We start from the raw sequence: 18,476 nt of genomic DNA on the forward strand, positions 1-18,476 counted from the left end.
CCGACAGCAAGCGCCTGCGACGCTAGCTAGAGCGACCCGACACAATAATCCGTCATCGCCGCCAGCACCGCCGGATCTTCCCCGACCGCGCCGGCCACCTTGATCGTCACGCCCGGATGATCGAGCCGCAACTGGTCGACCAGCAGCGGCAGGTCGCGCAGCAGGTGCCCGCCCTGGCCCAGGAACACCGGCACCACCGTGATCTCGTCGATACGCTGCGCGGCCAGCCGCGCCACCTCGGCCGGCAGGCGCGGCTCCATCAATTCCAGGAACGCCAGCGACACCGGCACGTCCGGCAAGCGCGCCGCGGTCAGGTCGCGCAGCCGTTCGAACGGCGCCGCCCACGACGCGGCGCGAGCGCCGTGCGCAAACAGGATGAGTGCGCGGCCCATCAGTGTCGCTCCACCCACCACAGCGCCCCCAGTGCCAGCATCAGGAACAGCAGGCTTGGCGCCACCGCGGTGACGAAGGGCGGCCAGGTACTGAGCAGGCCCAGATGCGAGAACAGCGTGTTGATCAACATGAAGCTCACTCCGATCATGATGCCGATGAAAATCTTCAGGCTGATGCCGCCGCTGCGCGACTGCAGGTAGGCGAACGGCAGCGCCATCGCCATCAGCACGAAAATGGCCAGCGGGTCGATCAGCTTCTTCCAGAAGGCGATCTTGAAGCGGTCCGTCTCCTGCTTGTTCTCGGCCAGGTGGCGCGTGTAGACCGCCAACTCGTTGGCCGACATGCGCTCCGGGTCGGCCGACGACACCGACAGGATCTTCGGCGTGATCTCCGAGATCAGCTTCATGCTCGGCAGCTTCCTGGTCGATACCGCGCTGGTTTCCTGGCTGGTGAACATGCTCTGGTAGCTTGCGCCCTTTGCGCCCTGCGCATCCGGCGGCGGCAGCGCGCTGCTGTTCGAAAACAGCGTCTCGGTGACCTCGGCCAGGCGCCAGGTGTTACTCCCCTCGAACGTGGCGGTGGCCGCGGTGATCAGCGAGCGCATGCGAAAGCTGGAGTCGAACTCGTACAGCTTGACGTCGATCAGCTGGCCGTCGGTGCGGAACTGGCGCACGTTGAAAAAGCGCGAGCCGGTCACCGTGCCCTTCATGCCGTCGCTGCGCACCACATCCTTGGTCCACATCCCCGAGCGAAATTCCTGCGACACCGCCGCGCCCTTGGCCGACAGCTTGAGCTTTTCGGCCAGCGGCGCCGTGCGCGGCGTTATGAGCTCGCCGAACACGAAGGTGATCAGCACGAACACGATGCCGATCTTGAACAGCATCCACGCGGCCCTGCGCGTCGACATGCTCGACGCGCGCATGATGGTAAATTCGGAGCTGGCGGCAAACTGCGCCATCGTGAAGATGGTGCCGATCAGCGCCGCCATCGGCATCACCTCGTACACGTGGCCAGGCAGCAGCATCAGCACGTACAGGAAGGCGTGCTGGATCATGTAGCCGCCCTGCCCGACCGAACCGAGTTCGCCCGTCAGGTCCATGAACGCCGTCAGGGCCAGCAGCGCCACCAGCACGAAGAACACGGCCTGCATGATGCTGACCGCAAAATAACGTTGGAGGATCTTCATTTGGCGATCGCCTCGCGCGGGTTGCGGCGATGCTTGATCGCGTTCAGCAGCACCAGCGGATGGTAGCGGTGGTTGACGTTCAGGCGCCAGGCAAACAGCGCCAGCACGCTGAGCGCGACCAGCAGGTGCAGCGGCCACCAGGCGGCGCTGAAGCTCGCCTTGCCCTGCGCGACGCTGGCCTCCGACACCTTGATCAGGTTGGAGTAGGTGATAAAGATCAGCATGGCCAGCATCAGGTTGACCGAACTGCCGGCGCGCGGATTGACGAAGCCGAGTGGAATGGCCAGCAGCATCAGCAGCACGCACATGATCGGCGAGGCGATCCGCCACAGCAGTTCGGCCAGCATGTAGCGGTTCGGCTCGACCAGCAGCGCCGCCGTCGACATGCTGCCGAACGGTACATTCTGGCCGAGCACCGGCACCTTGGTTGTCACGCGCATGCTGTAGCGCTCGAATTCCATCGACTGGAAATCGGCCTGGCCAGGCACGCCCTGGTAGCGGCGCCCGTTCTTGAGCACCAGGAACTGGCCGCCCTTGCCGTCGGATTCGATCACGCCCTCTTTCGCCACCACCACGGTGTTGCCATCTTTTTCGATCGTATTGACAAACACGTTCTGCACCGCGTTCGAGCCGGCGGCGGCACCTTCGACGAAGAACACGCGGTTCGAGCCGGTCGATTCCTTGAACTGGCCGGGCGAGACTTTTTTCAGGTCCTCGCGCTTTTCGAAGCGCTCGACAAATTCGGTGCTTTTCATTTTCGCCCACGGCGTGGCGAACAAGCTCAGGGCGGCCGTCAGCACCACCAGCGGCAGGCCGAACGTGAGCACCGGGTAGACCCAGCGCATCAGCGACTGGCCGGACGCAAACCAGACCACCATCTCCGAATCGCGGTAGCTGCGCGTGACGACCATCAAAACCGAAATAAAGCTGGTGAGGATCAGGATAGTTGGCAGATAATTCAGCACTGCGAAGACGATCAGCGCGATGACGTCGCCCGAGGCGACTTTGCCGCCGGCCGCTTTGCCCAGGATGGATATGAGCGTCCAGGTGACGAGGATCGAGAACAGCACCGTGAAGGTGGCGCCGGCGGAACTGGCCAGTTCTCGTCGGAGAGCGCGTTGGAAGATCATTCGAAAGTTATAATCACAGGTTAGGCAGTGCGCGTCTCAAACGAAACGGAGAATCAAATGGACTTTAGCATAAAAGCATTCGACACAAAAAACCCCATCGCGGCGGCCAAATCGGGCTGCATCGCCGTTGCGGTATTTGAAAACAAAAAACTGTCGCAAGCGGCCAAGGCCCTCGATCAAGATGGCGACATCAGCGCCGCGCTCAAATCCGGCGACATCACCGGCAAGCCAGGCACCACCTTGCTGCTGCGCCGCAGCGGCGGCGGCGCCGAGCGCGTGCTGCTGGTCGGTATGGGCGCCGACGAAACGATCAGCGAGAAGAGCTTCACCTCGGCCGTCGGCGCCACGCTGAAGGCCTTCACCCAACTCGGCGCCGCGGATGCCATTATCGCACTCCCGCTGACAGATGTGAAAGAGCGTGACCTCGGCTGGGGTCTGCGCGCCATCGTCTGCGCCGCCCACGAGAGCGTTTTCCGCACCGACGGCCAGAAGAGCAAAAAAGATCCGGCGCCGACCGGCGTGCGCAAGGTCACCCTGGCCGTCGCGAGCGCCGACAGCCGCGCCAAGACCGCGCTGGCGCAGGCCGAAGCGATCGCCAACGGCATGGACCTGACCAAGGAACTGGGCAACCTGTCGGCCAACGTCTGCACCCCGACCTACCTGGCCAACACGGCGCGCAAGCTGGCCAAGGAATACCAGTTCGACGTCGAAGTCCTCGAGCGCAAGCAGCTCGAGGCGCTGAAGATGGGCAGCTTCCTGTCGGTCACCAACGGCAGCGACGAGCCGCCGAAGTTCATCGTCCTCAAACACATGGGCGGCAAATCGAAAGACGCGCCGGTGGTCCTGGTCGGCAAGGGCATCACGTTCGACACCGGCGGCATCTCGATCAAGCCGGGTCCGGCCATGGATGAAATGAAGTACGACATGTGCGGCGCCGCCTCGGTACTGGGCACCTTTCGCGCGCTCGGCGAGATGGACCTGAAGCTGAACGTGATCGGCGTCATCGCCGCCTGCGAAAACATGCCGTCGGGCCGCGCCACCAAACCGGGCGACATCGTCACCTCGATGAACGGCCTGACCATCGAAGTGCTCAACACCGACGCCGAAGGCCGCCTGGTGCTGTGCGACGCGCTGACCTATGCCGAGCGCTTCAAGCCTGCCGCGGTGGTCGATATCGCCACCCTGACGGGCGCTTGCATCGTCGCGCTGGGCCACCACAACAGCGGCCTGTTCACCCGCGGCGACGACGCCCACGAAGCGCTGGCGCGCGAACTGCTCGACGCCGGCCGCCAGACCGGCGACACCGCATGGCGCCTGCCGATCGAAGAAGCCTACAACGAGCAGCTCAAGTCGAACTTCGCGGATCTCGGCAACATCGGCTCGCCCGGCGGCGCCAGCGTCACGGCCGCATGCTTCCTCGAGAACTTCACCCGCAGCTACACCTGGGCGCACCTCGATATCGCCGGCACCGCATGGAAGTCCGGCGGCGCCAAGGGCGCTACTGGACGTCCGGTGCCGCTGCTGTCGACCTTCCTGATCAACCGCGCGCAGTAAGCGGTTCACCAAAAGAAAAGGCCGCCTTGTGGGCGGCCTTTTCTTTGGGCGCTGGATTTCAATACACCTGATTACTGGCGCCGGGCTGCTCCTCATCCTGGGTATTGGGCACGGCGCGGCGCATCAGCACCGTCAGCGTCACGGGGTAGTCGAAGCCGGCGCCGGAATCGCGGTCGACCAGGTAGCCCCAACCGCCGCTGGCGACGAAGTTTCCTACCAGCTTGATGATGCCAAAGTGAGAGTCGACCGTCTCGCTGGCCGCGCCGACGCCTTCCTTCTTGCAGTCGACAACCAGCGGGTAGACGCTTTTGCGCACCGTCACGCGACCGGGCGCCATGACGAACCAGCGGCCCGCCTTGTTCGACAACACGCAGCCGACGCCGCCCACTTCGCGATGGTCGAGCACCGCGCGGACCGCGATCTCCTGCTCGTTGGTGTCGAACACGGTGGCGCAGCCTTGCAGCGCGGCGGCGGCCACGCAAGCCAGCATGACGGTTTTCAGTTTATGGTTCACGAGAGCGGTCCGTTGATTCATCCTGACCTGTTTACGGCGCCATCCCGGCAATCATGAATTTACTTCAGCGGGATCGGCTGGTTGGCCGGCACCGGCACCGCCGTCACGCTGTTCTTCGGGCTGCCGTCGATCAGGCGGTCGGAATAGGTCAGGTAGACCAGCGCATTGCGCTTCGGGTCGACCATTCGCACGACCCGCACGTGCTTGAAGAAGATCGACGCGCGTTCGGAGAACACTTCCTCCTGGCGCGGCACCTTGCCGGGGAAGGACAGCGGGCCGACCTGGCGGCACGCCACCGAGGAGTCGGCGGTGTCTTCGGCCAGGCCGACGGCGCCCTTGATGCCGCCGGTCTTGGCGCGCGACAGGTAGCAGCTCACGCCCACCACTTTCGGGTCGTCGAACACTTCGACGACGACCTTGTGATCCGGTCCGATCAGCTTGAAGGCGGTATCGACCGAGCCGACGGTTTCAGCCGACGCGGCAAAGAACAGGCCGGACAAAGCCAGGCCAACAGCTGCTTTGGTCAATTGCATAGGAATCCCGGGAAAAGAGAGAATGGCGCTGGGCCAGAAACGTCAGCAGACCGGCGCGAAGCGCGGCACCAGTTGGCCGTCGACGTCGACCAGCTGAAAAAATACGTCTTTGGGCCGGGTCCAGATCGAACCATCGGCCCCGCGGTAGACAACCATCTCGGACAGGTCCGATTCGAGCGTGGCCATGCAGACCAGCTCATACAGACCGCCCTTGTAATGCCGATAATGCATCAGCCCTCGGCTTTGTCTTCTGCCAGCGCCTTCTGCTTTTTCTTCAGGCTCTGGATGACCTTCAGCGCGCCTTCGATACCGGCGGCGTCATCGAGGTCGCTGAAAGCGTCGAGCACTTCGTTGAGTACGCGATTGCGCATCGCCGCCTCGTCGCTGCCGCCTTGCAGCGCCTTCTGCGCGCTCGCGCGCACCGGCTCGGTGGCGACCTCCTTCGGCGACGCCTTGGTGCTTGACTTCGGCGTTGCCGCCGCGGTCTTGCCATGCGCGAGCGCAGCCTGCCAGATTACCCAACGGCGCTGTGTCTCGAACACCAGATATTCGTCAGGCTTGTCCTCACGGCGGCGGACGATATGTCCGTCACGTTGTGCCCATGCCTCAAATGCATTGCGCATTTTTTTCCTTCACAAATGCTGTAGTCGCATTTCACAAACTATTGAAACTGCAACATTTCAAAATAGTATCACCTGTCGGCACAGTCAATTCCACTGGCTGTCGAGGGCTCGTTACTCTTGCTCAAAAACAAATACGAACCGCGTATTTCAATTGCAAACCGTCAATATATCAATACTACACCGATCGTTATAATAAAGCAATTATTCATTCCCCCTCAGTAACAATAGGTTATTTGCTGGGTTTGTCTCTATTTTGTTACACTTTGCTACACTTATAGCCCGGCTAAGTCAGAGTGACAACGCTTTTTGTGTATGCACATTAAATATTCCTGGCAACCGTTATTTCCTGCAGCGATATAAGCAAGTGGTTAACCTGATTTAATGCCGCAGTTTTCGCACGCCGCAGCACGCGGTATTGCGTCAATCTCATCCAGCGTCAATACTGCCCGCCGCGCCCACCTCATCAAACAAGCAAAATGAAAATCGCCACCTGGAATGTTAATTCACTCAAAGTCCGCCTGCCCCATCTGCTTCAATGGCTAGCCGACAACCCGGTCGACGTGCTATGCCTGCAGGAGACCAAGCTGACGGACGATAAATTCCCGGTCGCCGACATCAACGCCGCCGGCTACCAGGTCGTCTTCAGCGGCCAGAAGACCTACAACGGCGTGGCGATTCTATCGAAGCTGCCGATCACCGACGTTGTCGCCAACAACCCGCGCTACGAGGACGCGCAGCAGCGCATCCTCGCCGCCACCATCGACGGCATGCGCATCATCTGCGCCTATGTACCCAACGGGCAGGCGGTCGATTCGGATAAGTATGCCTACAAGCTGGCATGGCTGGCATCGCTGCGCGAGTGGCTGGCCGACGAAATGGCGGCGCACCCGCAGCTGGCCATCCTCGGCGACTACAACATCGCGCCGGCCGACCGCGACGTCCACGATCCGGCCGAATGGGAAGGCCAGATCCACTGCTCCGAGCGCGAGCGCGCCGCGCTGCTGGCGCTGAACGAACTGGGGCTGGTCGACTCGTTCCGCATGTTCGAACAGGCCGACAAATCGTACAGCTGGTGGGACTACCGCCAGCTGGCGTTTCGCCGCAACCGCGGGCTGCGCATCGACCATATCCTGCTCTCCGGCGCACTGGCGGCGCGCTGCACCGCCTGCGCCATCGACCGCGCGCCGCGCAAGTGGGAGCAGCCTTCCGACCACGTGCCGGTAGTGGCCACCCTCAACTAGCCGGGCTCACGAGCAATTCGGGGTCAGACCCGTTTGTTATTCGGCCATTCTCACTTCTCGCCTGCGAACAAACGGGTCTGACCCCAATTCTTTTAGGTTGTTGAATCTCCGCCTTTGCCTCGCGCCGCAGATACCGCTAGCGGTAAATTAATTGGGGTCAGACCCTGTTTTTATTCGGTCTTCGTCAGGATCAGGTGTCGATTAAACGGGTCTGACCCCAATTTTTTGGGGGCTTGAATGTCGGCTTCGGTTTCGTTGCCGTGGTCTTCGATCCAGGCGCGGCGGGCGGCGGCTTCGCCTTTGCCCAACAGCATGTTGAAGCGCGCGGACGAGTCGGCGTGGTTGACGCTGCTTAGATACCGGCAACAGGCGCCGCGTGTCGGGATTCATCCGGATTCACGCGGGCCGCAGCAGCGCCTGCGCCGCGGCGCTTTCGGTTGGCTGCGAGAACAGGTAGCCCTGCGCGAACCGGCAGCCGTTTTGCAGCAGTATGTCGAACTGGCCTTCGGTCTCGACGCCCTCCGCCACCACCGACAGCTGCAGGCTGTTCGACAGGGCGATGATGGCGCACACGATGGCGCGGTCTTCGGCGCTCTCTTCCAGGTCCTTGATGAACGCGCGGTCGATCTTGAGCTTCCTGACCGGGAAGCGCTTCAGGTACGCCAGGCTCGAATAGCCGGTGCCGAAGTCGTCGATCGACAAGCGGATGCCCATCGCATTGATCTGCCCGAGGATCTCGAGCGTCTGCTCGCCGTGCTGCATCAGCGCCGTCTCGGTAATCTCGAACTCGAGCAGCGCCGGGTCGATGCCGGTCTCGTCGAGGATGCGCCGGATCGAATCGATCAGGCCGCGGTTCATGAACTGGCGCGGCGACAGGTTCACCGCCAGCGGCACCGGCTGCAATCCCATCTGCTGCCACGCCATGCTTTGCTCGCAGGCGCGCCGGATCACCCATTCGCCCACCGGCACGACCAGGCCGTTCTCCTCGATGATCGGAATGAAGTGGTCCGGCAAAATCAGGCCATGTTCCGGCCGGCGCCAGCGCAGCAGCACCTCCATCGTGTGCACCTGGCGCGTGCCGATGTCCATGATCGGCTGGTAGAACAGCTCGAATTCTTCCTTGGCCAGCGCGCCTCGCAAGCTGCTCTCGAGTTCGAAGTGCAGCGCCGCCGCCTGGTTCATGCGCTCGGTGAAAAACTGGTGGTTGTTGCGCCCGCTCGCCTTGGCGTGATACATGGCCGCGTCGGCGTGGCGCATCAAGGTCTCGACGTCGCCGCCATCGTCCGGATAGACGCAGATGCCGATCGACGGCGTGATGTGCAGCAATCGCCCTTCGAACGGGAACGGCGAGGCCAGCGCGTCGATGATTTTTTCGGCCACGCGGTTGCATTCGTCGGCGCTGCGAATGCCCGGCACCAGCACCACGAACTCGTCGCCGCCGAGGCGCGCCACCGTGTCGCTGGCGCGCACCGCGCGGCACAGCCGTCCGGCCACTTCCTTGAGCAAGTGGTCGCCCGTCTGGTGGCCGAGCGAATCGTTGATCGTCTTGAAGCGGTCCAGGTCGATGAACATCACCGCCAGTTTGCGCTCGGTGCGCTCGGCGGCCATCATGGCGCGGTCGAGCCGGTCCGCCAGCAGCGCGCGGTTCGGCAGCCCGGTCAGGTTGTCGTGATACGCCATGTGGTGCACGCGCGCCTCGGCCTGGCGCCGCTCGACGATCTCGGCCTCGAGCAGCGCGTTGGCGCCGGCCAGTTCGGCGGTGCGCTCGAGCACCCGCACTTCCAGTTCGTCGCGCGCGCGGCGCACCGATTCGGCCGCCTCGCGGCGCGCCGTCACGTCGTCGACCAGCCATACCGAGCGGCCGGTCACTTCGGCCAGGTCGAACGGCCGCCCCGACAGGCGCGCCCAGAACAGGCTGCGGTCCTTGCGCACCAGCTGGTACTCGTACATGCTGACGCGGCCGGCGTGGAAGTCGCGCGAGGTCTCGCTGCGCGCCTCGTCCCAGCCGCGCATGTCGGGGTACAGGTCCTGCACCGACAGCCCCGCCATTTCGCCCGGGGCGTAGCCGAACAGCTCTTCCATCTTGCGGTTGCAGCGCAGGTTGAAGCCATTCTCCACCACCGAAATGCCGAGCACCGCGCTGTCGAGGATCGCCTGGTTTTCCAGCAGCGTATTGCGCAGCGATTCTTCGGCCCGTTTGTGCTCGGTGCGGTCCTCGATGATGAAGATGGTGCCGGCGGCCGGGTCGGCCGGATTGACGACGTAGGCGATCAGCTGCGACCACATCACCGAGCCGTCCTTGCGCGCCATCTCGACTTCGGTCTGGAACGGCTTGCCGACCGACAGCAGCGGGAACGCCACCGCGCCGACCGCCGCGTAAGTAGCGTCGTCGGGGTACAGCGCGCGCCCCGGCAGGCCGAGGCCTTCGTCGCCCTCGTAGCCGAACATCTCGGCGAAGCCGCGGTTGTAGCGCGTGATCAGGCGGTTCTTGGTAAACAGGATGCTGACCGACGCATTCGTCATGATCGCCTGCACCTCGACCATCGTCTGGCGCGCGTCGGTGACGTCCTCGAGGATCCAGATGGTGCCTTCCTGGCTGCGGTCGGTGTCGACCGCCTTGGCGCGCACGCGGCACCAGATCAGCGAGCCGTCGCGCCGCACGAACTGCATTTCGCCGCGTTCGAACGGCAGGCCCTTGCCAAGCAGCGGACCGGCGTCCTCGCCGAAGCGGCGGTATGCTTCCGGCGACGTAAACAGACTCACCGACGGCTGACCGGTCATCTCTTCGCACGTGTAGCCGAACATCTCGGCGAAGCGCGGGTTACACGACATCATCATGCCGCGATTGCTAAACAGGATGCCGACCGAGGCGTTGTCGAGGATGGCCTTCTGTTCGAGCAGCGTCTGGCGCAGCTCGGCCTGGTCGCGCACGAAGCGGCGCGTGTCGGTGATGACGACGGTGCAGCCAGGGCCGCCGGCGGCCAGCGGCTTGGCGTGCAACTGCACCGCGATCTCCTCGCTGCCGACCAGCAGCACCGCGTCCCACGTCTGCGGCGCGGCGACGCCGGCGCGCAACCGCGCCAGGCCAGGGGCCAGGCAGGCCGGCACGAGGAAGTCGGCCAGCGCGCGGCCGGCCAGCGCCGCGTCGAGCAGCGTTTCAAGTTCGGCGTTGGCGGCGATGACAATGCCGGCGCCGTCAACCGCGCACGCCGGCGCGCCGATCAGCCGCAGCGCGCCTTCCATGCTCAGCGTGAGCTGATGTGTTGGTAATCGATCCATGTCCCCGCTTCGTGCAAAATGGTGCGCACGCGGCCTCTCAACCGGGCCGCTGTTAAAGGATCATAAACCACAAAGAGCGGCAATTGGGAAACATATACACCGTTCGGAGGACCGGCCTTGGCGCTGTATTTGGCCGCAGTGCAGGGCCAGGGCGGGAATGCGGTCGACGATGTCGGCCAGGAGGGGAATGCAAAGGGTCGGCGCGAGTCTGACTCCTACAGAGTCAGACCATGAAAAACGCCATTTGGTTCACTTAAAATGCGTCGCCGGGGACGCGCACCCAGCCTTCCATCAGCACGCGCGCGCTGCGGCTCATGATGGCCTTGCCGACGTTCCACTGGCCGTCGACCAGGCTCGCTTCGGCGCCGACGCGCAAGGTGCCGGACGGATGGCCGAAGCGCACCGCGCTGCGCGCGCCGCCGCCGGCGGCCAGGTTCACCAGTGTGCCGGGAATGGCCGCCGCGGTGCCGATGGCCACTGCCGCGGTGCCCATCATCGCGTGGTGCAGCTTGCCCATCGACAGGGCGCGCACCTGCAGGTCGATGTCGGCGGCGCCGACCTGCTTGCCGCTCGACGAGACGTAATCGGACGGGCCGGCCACGAACGCCACCTTCGGCGTGTGCTGGCGCTTGGCCGCTTCGGCGACGTGCTGGATCAGGCCCATGCGCACGGCGCCGTGGGCGCGGATGGCCTCGAACATGGCCAGCGCCTTGGCGTCGCCGTTGATCGCTTCCTGCAGCTCGGTGCCGGTGTAGCCGATGTCGCGCGCGTTGATGAAGATGGTCGGGATGCCGGCATTGATCATGGTCGCCTTGAGCGTGCCGACGCCGGGCACCTCGAGGTCGTCGACCAGGTTCCCGGTCGGGAACATGGCGCCGCCGGCGCCCTCCTCCTCGGCTGCCGGATCGATGAATTCGAGCTGCACTTCGGCCGCCGGGAAGGTGACGCCGTCGAGCATGAATTCGCCCGTTTCCTGCACCGCGCCGCCGCTGACCGGCACGTGCGCGATGATCGACTTGCCGATGTTGGCCTGCCAGATGCGCACGGTGGCCACGCCGTCTTGCGGGATGCGTTCCGGGTCGACCATGCCGGCGCTGATGGCGAACGAGCCGACCGCGGACGACAGGTTGCCGCAATTGCCGCTCCAGTCGACGAACGCCTTGTCGATGGCGACCTGGCCGAACAGGTAGTCGACGTCGTGGCCTTCACGATTACTGCGCGACAGGATGACGGCCTTGCTGGTGCTCGACGTGGCGCCGCCCATGCCGTCGATCTGCTTGCCGTACGGGTCGGGGCTGCCGATCACGCGCAGCAGCAGCGCGTCGCGGGCGGGGCCCGGCATCTGCGCGGTCTGCGGCAAATCCTGCAGGCGGAAGAAGACGCCCTTGCTGGTCCCGCCGCGCATGTAGGTGGCGGCGATTTTCACCTGAGGTAGGTGGGACATGGTCAGGCCGCCTTTGCTGTCGATTCGAGGAAGTCCTGGGCGAAGCGCTGCAGCACGCCGCCGGCTTCGTAGATGGACACTTCTTCGGCCGTGTCGAGGCGGCAGGTGACGGGTACTTCCGCGCGCTCGCCGTTGGCGCGGTTGATCACCAGGGTCAAGGTGGCGCGCGGCGTGCGCGCGCCGATGACGTCGAAGGTTTCGGTGCCGTCGATGCCGAGCGTGATGCGGTTGACGCCGAGCTTGAATTCGAGCGGCAGCACGCCCATGCCGACCAGGTTGGTGCGGTGGATGCGCTCGAAGCCTTCGGCGGCGATTGCCTCGACGCCGGCCAGGCGCACGCCCTTGGCGGCCCAGTCGCGCGAAGAACCCTGGCCGTAGTCGGCGCCGGCGATGATGATCAAGGGCTGCTTGCGCTCCATGTAGGTTTCGATCGCTTCCCACATGCGGGTGACCTGCCCTTCCGGTTCGATACGGGCCAGCGAGCCGGGCCTGACCTTGCCGTCGACCTTGACCATCTCGTTTTTCAGGGTCGGGTTGGCGAAGGTGGCGCGCTGCGCGGTGAGGTGGTCGCCGCGGTGGGTGGCGTAGGAATTGAAGTCGACTTCCGGCAGGCCCATTTTATGCAGGTACTCGCCGGCGGCGCTGTCCATCATGATGGCGTTCGACGGCGACAGGTGGTCGGTGGTGATGTTGTCGCCGAGGACAGCGAGCGGGCGCATGCCGGCCAGCGAACGGGCGCCGGCCAGCGCGCCTTCCCAGTACGGCGGGCGGCGGATGTAGGTGCTCGGCGCGCGCCAGTCGTACAGCGGGCTGACCTTGTCGCCCTTGTCGGCCTGCAGCGCGAACATCGGCGTGTAGACCTGGCGGAACTGCTCGGGCTTGACGCTGGATGCGACGATGGCGTCGATCTCCTCGTCGAGCGGCCAGATGTCGGCCAGCCTGATCGGCTTGCCGTCGGCGTAGCCCAGCACGTCTTTTTCGATGTCGAAGCGGATGGTGCCGGCAATGGCGTAGGCGACAACCAGCGGCGGCGAGGCGAGGAAAGCCTGCTTGGCGTACGGGTGGATGCGGCCGTCGAAGTTGCGGTTGCCCGACAGGACGGCGGTGGCGTACAGGTCGCGCGACACGACTTCCTGCTGGATGACCGGGTCGAGCGCGCCGCTCATGCCGTTGCAGGTGGTGCAGGCAAAGGCGACGACGCCGAAACCGAGTTTTTCGAGTTCAGGCAGCAGCTTGGCTTCTTCAAGATACAGCGCGACGGTCTTGGAACCTGGCGCGAGCGAACTCTTGACCCAAGGCTTGCGGGTCAGGCCGAGGCGGTTGGCGTTGCGCGCCAACAGGCCCGCGGCGATCATGTTGCGCGGGTTGTTGGTGTTGGTGCAGCTGGTGATGGCGGCGATGATGACGGCGCCGTCGGGCATCAGGCCAGGCTCGTTTTCGACGACGCCGCTGATGCCGCGCGCGGCCAGGTCGGAGGTCGGCACGCGCGTGTGCGGATTGGACGGGCCGGCGATGGTGCGCACCACCGACGACAGGTCGAACCGGAGCACGCGCTCGTAGTAGGCGTTTGCCAGGCTGCCGGCCCACAGGCCGGTGTGGCGGGCGTAGGTCTCGACCAGCGCGACCTGTTCGTCGTCGCGACCGGTGAGCTTGAGGTACTTGATGGTCTGCTCGTCGATGTAGAACATCGCCGCGGTGGAGCCGTATTCGGGCGCCATGTTGGAGATGGTGGCGCGGTCGCCCAGGGTCAGGTGGGAGGCGCCCTCGCCATAGAACTCGAGGTAGGACGAGACGACCTTGGCGTTGCGCAGGAATTCGGTCAGCGCCAGCACGATGTCGGTGGCGGTAATGCCCGGCTGCGGCTTACCGGACAGTTCGACGCCGATGATGTCGGGCAGGCGCATCCACGATGCGCGGCCCAGCATGACGCTTTCGGCCTCCAGGCCGCCGACGCCGATGGCGATGACGCCGAGCGCGTCGACCATCGGCGTGTGCGAGTCGGTGCCGACCAGGGTATCCGGGAAAGCGACGCCGTTCTGCACCTGGATGACCGGCGACATGCGCTCGAGGTTGATCTGGTGCAGGATGCCGTTACCGGGCGGGATCACGTCGACGTTCTTGAAGGCCTTCTTGGTCCACTCGATGAAGTGGAAGCGGTCTTCGTTGCGGCGGTCCTCGATGGCGCGGTTCTTGTCGAAGGCGTCCGGGTCGAAGCCGGCGCTTTCGACGGCCAGCGAATGGTCGACGACGAGCTGGGTCGGCACCACCGGGTTGACCATGGCCGGGTCGCCGCCCTGGGCGGCAATCGCGTCGCGCAAACCGGCCAGGTCGACCAGCGCGGTCTGGCCGAGGATGTCGTGGCAGACGACGCGCGCCGGGAACCACGGGAAGTCGAGGTCCTGGCGGCGCTCGATGAACTGGCGCAGCGACGCGGTCAGGGTGGCCGGGTCGCAGCGGCGCACCAGGTTTTCGGCCAGTACGCGCGAAGTGTACGGCAGCTTGTCGTAGGCGCCTTCTTCGATCGCGTCGATGGCGGCGCGGGTGTCGAAGTAGTCGAGCGCGGTGCCCGGCAGCGGTTTGCGGTAGTCGATATTCATGGTGATATCCTTACTTGCGGTCCGCGATCGGTACGAACTTGAGGTCCTCGGGACCGACGTAGTTCGCGCTCGGGCGAATGATCTTGTTGTCGATGCGCTGCTCGATGACGTGGGCAGCCCAGCCGGAAGTGCGCGAGATGACAAACAGCGGCGTAAACATCGACGTCGGCACGCCCATCACATGGTATGAGACAGCGGAGAACCAGTCGAGGTTCGGGAACATCTTCTTCACGTCCCACATGACCGTTTCAAGGCGCTCGGCGATGTCGAACATCTTGGTCGAGCCGGCTTGCTGCGACAGGTTGCGGGCCAGTTCCTTGATGACGACGTTGCGAGGGTCCGAGATGGTGTAGACCGGATGGCCGAAGCCGATCACGACTTCCTTGTTCTCGACGCGGCGGCGGATGTCGGCTTCGGCTTCGTCCGGGTTCTCGTAGCGTTCCTGGATTTCGAGCGCCGCTTCGTTGGCGCCGCCGTGCTTCGGTCCGCGCAGCGCGCCGATGGCGCCGGTGATGGCCGAGTGGATGTCGGAGCCGGTGCCGGCGATGACGCGTGCGGTGAAGGTGGATGCGTTGAACTCGTGTTCGGCGTACAGGATCAGCGACGTGTGCATCGCCTTGACCCAGGCGTCGGATGGTTTTTCGCCGTGCAGCAGGTGCAGGAAGTGGCCGCCGATCGAGTCGTCGTCGGTCTCGACGTCGATGCGGCGGCCGTTGTGGCTGAAGTGGTACCAGTACAGCAGCATCGAGCCGAACGATGCCATCAGACGGTCGGCGATTTCGCGCGCGCCCGGCACGTTGTGGTCGTCCTTTTCCGGCAGCGCGCAACCGAGCGCGGAGACGCCGGTGCGCATCACGTCCATCGGGTGGGCCGCCGCCGGCAGTGCTTCGAGCGCCAGCTTGACGACCTGCGGCAGGCCGCGCATCGACTTGAGGTTCGTCTTGTAGGCTTTCAGTTCGGCCGCATTCGGCAGCTTGCCGTGCACCAGCAGGTAGGCGATTTCCTCGAATTCGCTGGTGTCGGCGATGTCGAGGATGTCGTAGCCGCGGTAGTGCAGGTCGTTGCCGGTCTTGCCGACCGAGCACAGGGCCGTGTTACCGGCAGCGACGCCGGACAGGGCGACGGATTTTTTTGGCTTGAAGGCGACGGCTTCGTTTGGTGCGCTTGCTTTGTCAGTCATGTTATCTATCTCCGATGTGGTTTGATTATTTTTCTTTACCCTGGGCGAACAGCGAGTCGAGCTTTTTCTCGTAGTCGTGGTAGCCGAGGTAGTCGTACAATTCCATGCGCGACTGCATCGTCGCGACGACGTTTTTCTGGGTGCCTTCGGCGCGCAGCGTCTTGTAGAAGTTGAGCGCGGCGGCGTTCATGGCGCGGTAGGCGCCGCAGCAGTACAGCGCGATGTCGACCTTGTGCTCGCGCAGTTCGTCGAGCGTAAATAGCGGCGTAGCGCCGAATTCGGTGAGGTTGGCGAGGATCGGCACGCCGACCGCGTCGCGCACCTGGCTGTACATTTCGAGCTTGGTGATCGCTTCCGGGAAGATCATGTCGGCGCCGGCTTCGACGTAGGCGCAGGCGCGGTCGATTGCCGCGTTCAGGCCTTCGACCGCCAGCGCGTCGGTGCGCGCCATGATGACGAAGCTCTCGTCGTGGCGGGCGTCGACGGCGGCCCTGATGCGGTCGACCATCTCTTCCTTGCTGACGATTTCCTTGCCCGGACGGTGGCCGCAGCGCTTGGCCGAGACCTGGTCTTCCATGTGGACGGCGGCGACGTCGGCGCGGATCATGTGGCGGATGGTGCGGGCGATGTTGAAGGCGCCGCCCCAGCCGGTGTCGATGTCGACCATCAACGGCAGGCCGCAGGCGTCGGTGATGCGCTGGGCGTCGGTGATGACGTCGTCCATGGTGCTGATGCCCAGGTCCGGCATGCCGAGCGAGTTGGCGGCGACGCCGCCACCGGACAGGTAGACCGCCTTGTAGCCGCTCTGCTCGGCCATGCGCGCCGTGTAGGCGGTGATCGCGCCGACGACCTGCAACGGCGATTCTTCGACTACTGCTCGGCGAAACATCGCGCCCCGGGTTTCTCTCATGGTGTTCTCTCCTGTAGTGTTTCATCGAACTGCATGTGCTTTACATTGCAATGACCGTGCCAGCAGTTGTCCGGGAGCCCGCCTGCACCGGGAAAGCCTGTGAAATCATGGGGTCGCGGCGAATGAATAGAATGGCATGCGTGCGATTTTGTTTCATTTCACGTTTCAACTTGAAACACTGGAACGGCGAAGGAGTACAATCAGGGGATGCCCTACTCTCCCGCCACGACCGAAGACATGGACCGACCGGTCATCTGGACCGTATCGGTGTCGCGCCTGTCCGACCTGCTGCGCGACATCACGCTCGAGTACGATCACCTGGCCACCATCGAGCCGATCCACCTCGGCTTCGACGAGGCCGCGCGCCACATCCGCGAGCGCATGGCCACCGAGCGCTGCGACGTCGTCATCGCGGCCGGCTCGAACGCTGCCTATTTGAAGGGTCGCGTGTCGGCGCCGGTCGTCATCGCCAAGGCGAGCGGCTTCGACATGATGCAGGCGCTGGCGCGCGCGCGCCGCATCTCGCCGCGCATCGGCGTGATCACCTACCAGTCGCCGCTGCCGGAACTGGCCGAGTTTTCGGCCACCTTCGGCGCCGGCATCGCGCAGCGCACTTACGTGACGGAAGAAGACGCGCGCGCGCGCATCAACGAACTGAAGGCCGAAGGGATCGAGGCGATCGTCGGCGCCGGCCTGATCACCGACCTGGCCGAGGAAGCGGGCCTGTCCGGCGTGTTCGTGTACTCGGCGGCGTCGATCCGCCAGGCGTTCGACGATGCGCTCGAGATGGCGCGCCTGACCCAGCTCGAATCGAACCGCGGGCGCCGCACGGTGGCGGTGGCCGACACGCTGCGCGCGCGCCACGGCCTGAACGACCTGCGCGGCGATTCGGCGCCGATGGAAAAGCTGCGCCAGCAGGTGGTGCTGTACGCGCGCTCGCCGGCGACGGTGCTGATCGAAGGCGAGACCGGCACCGGCAAGGAGCTGGCGGCGCAGGCGATCCACCGCGAGAGTCCGCGCAGCCTGGGGACGAACCGGCCGTTCGTGGCGGTCAATTGCGGCGCGGTGGCCGAGTCGCTGCTGGAGTCGGAACTGTTCGGCCACGAGGAAGGCGCGTTTACCGGCGCGCGGCGCGGCGGCCACGCCGGCCTGTTCGAGGCAGCCAACCGCGGCACCTTGTTCCTCGACGAGATTGGCGAAATGCCGCTGGCGCTGCAAACGCGCCTGCTGCGGGTGCTGGAGGAACGCGAGGTGGTGCGGGTCGGCGGCACGCGGCCGGTGGCGGTCAACGTGCGCGTCATCAGCGCGACCCACTGCGACCTCGAGGCGCGCGTGCGCGAGGGACGCTTTCGCGCCGACCTGTACTACCGGCTGGCGGTGCTGCGCATCGCCATGCCGCCGCTGCGCGAGCGGCGCGGCGACATCGCGGCGCTGGCCGAGTGGTCGCTGAAGAACGCGCTGGCGGCGCTGGGGGCGCGGCCGCATCCGAACCTGCACGCCGAAATCGGCGGGTGCGCGGCGCTGTTCGAGCGCTACGATTGGCCCGGCAACGTGCGCGAACTGCGCAACCTGACGCAGCGCCTGGCGCTGTACCTGGCGGCCGAGCCGCTGCAGGCGCTCACGCCCACCTTCGTGCTGGCGGTGGCGCCGGAACTGGCGCGCACGGCGGGCGTCGAGCCGGCGCCGATGGCCGCCCTGCTGCCGGCCGAAACGGTGGCGCAGGTGCTGGCGCGCTTCGGCGGCAAGCGCGAGGAGGCGGCGCAATACCTGGGCATCAGCCGCACTACCCTTTGGAGAAAATTGAAGGCAGGCGCATAATCGTCGATAGCGAGGCAGGTCAAAAGCCGGTCGCCCCGCAGGCGCAGAATTCGAAGTCCAGGTTCATAAAAACA

Annotated in this window: 16 protein-coding genes; 3 read left to right on the forward strand and 13 right to left on the reverse strand. The window is 64.8% G+C overall.

From position 1 onward, the window contains the following. Positions 1-26: 26 nt before the first annotated feature. Genes CR105_RS12450 through lptF form a run of 3 tightly spaced genes read right to left on the reverse strand, consistent with a single transcriptional unit; the run spans position 27 to position 2,709 of the window. Entirely contained in the window at positions 27-392 is a 366-nt protein-coding gene (locus CR105_RS12450; protein ID WP_099788774.1) for a sirohydrochlorin chelatase, read from the reverse strand. Next, positions 392-1,579 (reverse strand): LPS export ABC transporter permease LptG, encoded by a 1,188-nt coding sequence (gene lptG / locus CR105_RS12455; RefSeq protein ID WP_099788775.1) that lies wholly within the window; start codon positions 1,577-1,579, stop codon positions 392-394. Before lptG ends, CR105_RS12450 begins: the two co-directional genes overlap by 1 nt. Further along, positions 1,576-2,709: an LPS export ABC transporter permease LptF gene (gene lptF, locus CR105_RS12460; RefSeq protein WP_099788776.1), complete on the reverse strand. Its 1,134-nt coding sequence runs from the start codon at positions 2,707-2,709 to the stop codon at positions 1,576-1,578. The genes lptG and lptF overlap by 4 nt, the downstream gene beginning before the upstream one ends. Before the next feature lie 57 nt (positions 2,710-2,766). Between lptF and CR105_RS12465 the strand changes: the two genes are divergently transcribed. Continuing rightward, positions 2,767-4,263 carry a leucyl aminopeptidase gene (locus tag CR105_RS12465; RefSeq protein WP_099788777.1) on the forward strand — a complete coding sequence of 499 codons (1,497 nt, stop codon included), beginning with the start codon at positions 2,767-2,769 and terminating at the stop codon, positions 4,261-4,263. Between the two features lie 58 nt (positions 4,264-4,321). Here the strand turns inward: CR105_RS12465 and CR105_RS12470 are convergent, their stop codons facing one another. The 4 genes from CR105_RS12470 to CR105_RS12485 are packed head-to-tail and all read right to left on the reverse strand — an operon-like array spanning position 4,322 to position 5,933. Continuing rightward, complete coding sequence (locus tag CR105_RS12470; RefSeq protein ID WP_229413909.1) at positions 4,322-4,777, reverse strand: hypothetical protein; 456 nt, start codon at positions 4,775-4,777, stop codon at positions 4,322-4,324. Between the two features lie 59 nt (positions 4,778-4,836). Beyond that, positions 4,837-5,310 (reverse strand): CreA family protein, encoded by a 474-nt coding sequence (locus tag CR105_RS12475; protein WP_099788779.1) that lies wholly within the window; start codon positions 5,308-5,310, stop codon positions 4,837-4,839. 42 nt (positions 5,311-5,352) lie between these two features. Further along, complete coding sequence (locus CR105_RS12480; protein WP_099788780.1) at positions 5,353-5,541, reverse strand: DUF1653 domain-containing protein; 189 nt, start codon at positions 5,539-5,541, stop codon at positions 5,353-5,355. Then, positions 5,541-5,933: a phiTE_015 family protein gene (locus CR105_RS12485; protein ID WP_099788781.1), complete on the reverse strand. Its 393-nt coding sequence runs from the start codon at positions 5,931-5,933 to the stop codon at positions 5,541-5,543. Before CR105_RS12485 ends, CR105_RS12480 begins: the two co-directional genes overlap by 1 nt. 476 nt (positions 5,934-6,409) lie before the next feature. Here CR105_RS12485 and xth point away from each other — a divergent pair, with 476 nt between their 5' ends. Continuing rightward, on the forward strand, positions 6,410-7,174 hold the full coding sequence (gene xth / locus CR105_RS12490) for an exodeoxyribonuclease III (protein ID WP_099788782.1): 765 nt from the start codon (positions 6,410-6,412) through the stop codon (positions 7,172-7,174). 170 nt (positions 7,175-7,344) lie between these two features. Here xth and CR105_RS28330 read toward each other — a convergent pair whose 3' ends face one another. The 6 genes from CR105_RS28330 to prpB all read right to left on the reverse strand — a co-directional run bounded on the left by CR105_RS28330 (position 7,345) and on the right by prpB (position 16,584). Further along, positions 7,345-7,488 carry a hypothetical protein gene (locus tag CR105_RS28330; protein WP_180288168.1) on the reverse strand — a complete coding sequence of 48 codons (144 nt, stop codon included), beginning with the start codon at positions 7,486-7,488 and terminating at the stop codon, positions 7,345-7,347. Between the two features lie 82 nt (positions 7,489-7,570). After that, positions 7,571-10,453: a sensor domain-containing protein gene (locus CR105_RS12495; RefSeq protein ID WP_099788783.1), complete on the reverse strand. Its 2,883-nt coding sequence runs from the start codon at positions 10,451-10,453 to the stop codon at positions 7,571-7,573. 253 nt (positions 10,454-10,706) lie between these two features. After that, positions 10,707-11,897 carry a 2-methylaconitate cis-trans isomerase PrpF gene (gene prpF, locus CR105_RS12500; RefSeq protein WP_099788784.1) on the reverse strand — a complete coding sequence of 397 codons (1,191 nt, stop codon included), beginning with the start codon at positions 11,895-11,897 and terminating at the stop codon, positions 10,707-10,709. 2 nt (positions 11,898-11,899) lie between these two features. Further along, positions 11,900-14,494 (reverse strand): Fe/S-dependent 2-methylisocitrate dehydratase AcnD, encoded by a 2,595-nt coding sequence (gene acnD, locus CR105_RS12505; protein WP_099788785.1) that lies wholly within the window; start codon positions 14,492-14,494, stop codon positions 11,900-11,902. 10 nt (positions 14,495-14,504) lie between these two features. Then, on the reverse strand, positions 14,505-15,674 hold the full coding sequence (gene prpC, locus CR105_RS12510) for a bifunctional 2-methylcitrate synthase/citrate synthase (RefSeq protein WP_099788786.1): 1,170 nt from the start codon (positions 15,672-15,674) through the stop codon (positions 14,505-14,507). Between the two features lie 25 nt (positions 15,675-15,699). Further along, entirely contained in the window at positions 15,700-16,584 is an 885-nt protein-coding gene (gene prpB, locus CR105_RS12515; protein ID WP_099788787.1) for a methylisocitrate lyase, read from the reverse strand. Between the two features lie 207 nt (positions 16,585-16,791). On the opposite strand from prpB, the gene prpR reads away from it, so the two are divergent. After that, on the forward strand, positions 16,792-18,402 hold the full coding sequence (gene prpR / locus CR105_RS12520; protein ID WP_099788788.1) for a propionate catabolism operon regulatory protein PrpR: 1,611 nt from the start codon (positions 16,792-16,794) through the stop codon (positions 18,400-18,402). The last annotated feature ends 74 nt before the right edge of the window (positions 18,403-18,476 follow it).

The sequence above is a fragment of the Massilia eurypsychrophila genome (assembly GCF_002760655.1).
In the GTDB taxonomy this organism is placed as follows: Bacteria; Pseudomonadota; Gammaproteobacteria; order Burkholderiales; family Burkholderiaceae_D; genus JAFCUW01.

What these genes read in the sequence shown, in the direction of transcription:
- CR105_RS12450 (WP_099788774.1), bottom strand. Translation starts at nt 392, where the DNA reads ATGGGCCGCGCACTCATCCTGTTTGCGCACGGCGCTCGCGCCGCGTCG.
- prpB (WP_099788787.1), bottom strand. Translation starts at nt 16,584, where the DNA reads ATGAGAGAAACCCGGGGCGCGATGTTTCGCCGAGCAGTAGTCGAAGAA.
- prpC (WP_099788786.1), bottom strand. Translation starts at nt 15,674, where the DNA reads ATGACTGACAAAGCAAGCGCACCAAACGAAGCCGTCGCCTTCAAGCCA.
- prpR (WP_099788788.1), top strand. Translation starts at nt 16,792, where the DNA reads ATGCCCTACTCTCCCGCCACGACCGAAGACATGGACCGACCGGTCATC.
- prpF (WP_099788784.1), bottom strand. Translation starts at nt 11,897, where the DNA reads ATGTCCCACCTACCTCAGGTGAAAATCGCCGCCACCTACATGCGCGGC.
- acnD (WP_099788785.1), bottom strand. Translation starts at nt 14,494, where the DNA reads ATGAATATCGACTACCGCAAACCGCTGCCGGGCACCGCGCTCGACTAC.
- xth (WP_099788782.1), top strand. Translation starts at nt 6,410, where the DNA reads ATGAAAATCGCCACCTGGAATGTTAATTCACTCAAAGTCCGCCTGCCC.
- CR105_RS28330 (WP_180288168.1), bottom strand. Translation starts at nt 7,488, where the DNA reads ATGCTGTTGGGCAAAGGCGAAGCCGCCGCCCGCCGCGCCTGGATCGAA.
- CR105_RS12465 (WP_099788777.1), top strand. Translation starts at nt 2,767, where the DNA reads ATGGACTTTAGCATAAAAGCATTCGACACAAAAAACCCCATCGCGGCG.
- lptG (WP_099788775.1), bottom strand. Translation starts at nt 1,579, where the DNA reads ATGAAGATCCTCCAACGTTATTTTGCGGTCAGCATCATGCAGGCCGTG.
- CR105_RS12495 (WP_099788783.1), bottom strand. Translation starts at nt 10,453, where the DNA reads ATGGATCGATTACCAACACATCAGCTCACGCTGAGCATGGAAGGCGCG.
- CR105_RS12485 (WP_099788781.1), bottom strand. Translation starts at nt 5,933, where the DNA reads ATGCGCAATGCATTTGAGGCATGGGCACAACGTGACGGACATATCGTC.
- CR105_RS12475 (WP_099788779.1), bottom strand. Translation starts at nt 5,310, where the DNA reads ATGCAATTGACCAAAGCAGCTGTTGGCCTGGCTTTGTCCGGCCTGTTC.
- lptF (WP_099788776.1), bottom strand. Translation starts at nt 2,709, where the DNA reads ATGATCTTCCAACGCGCTCTCCGACGAGAACTGGCCAGTTCCGCCGGC.
- CR105_RS12480 (WP_099788780.1), bottom strand. Translation starts at nt 5,541, where the DNA reads ATGCATTATCGGCATTACAAGGGCGGTCTGTATGAGCTGGTCTGCATG.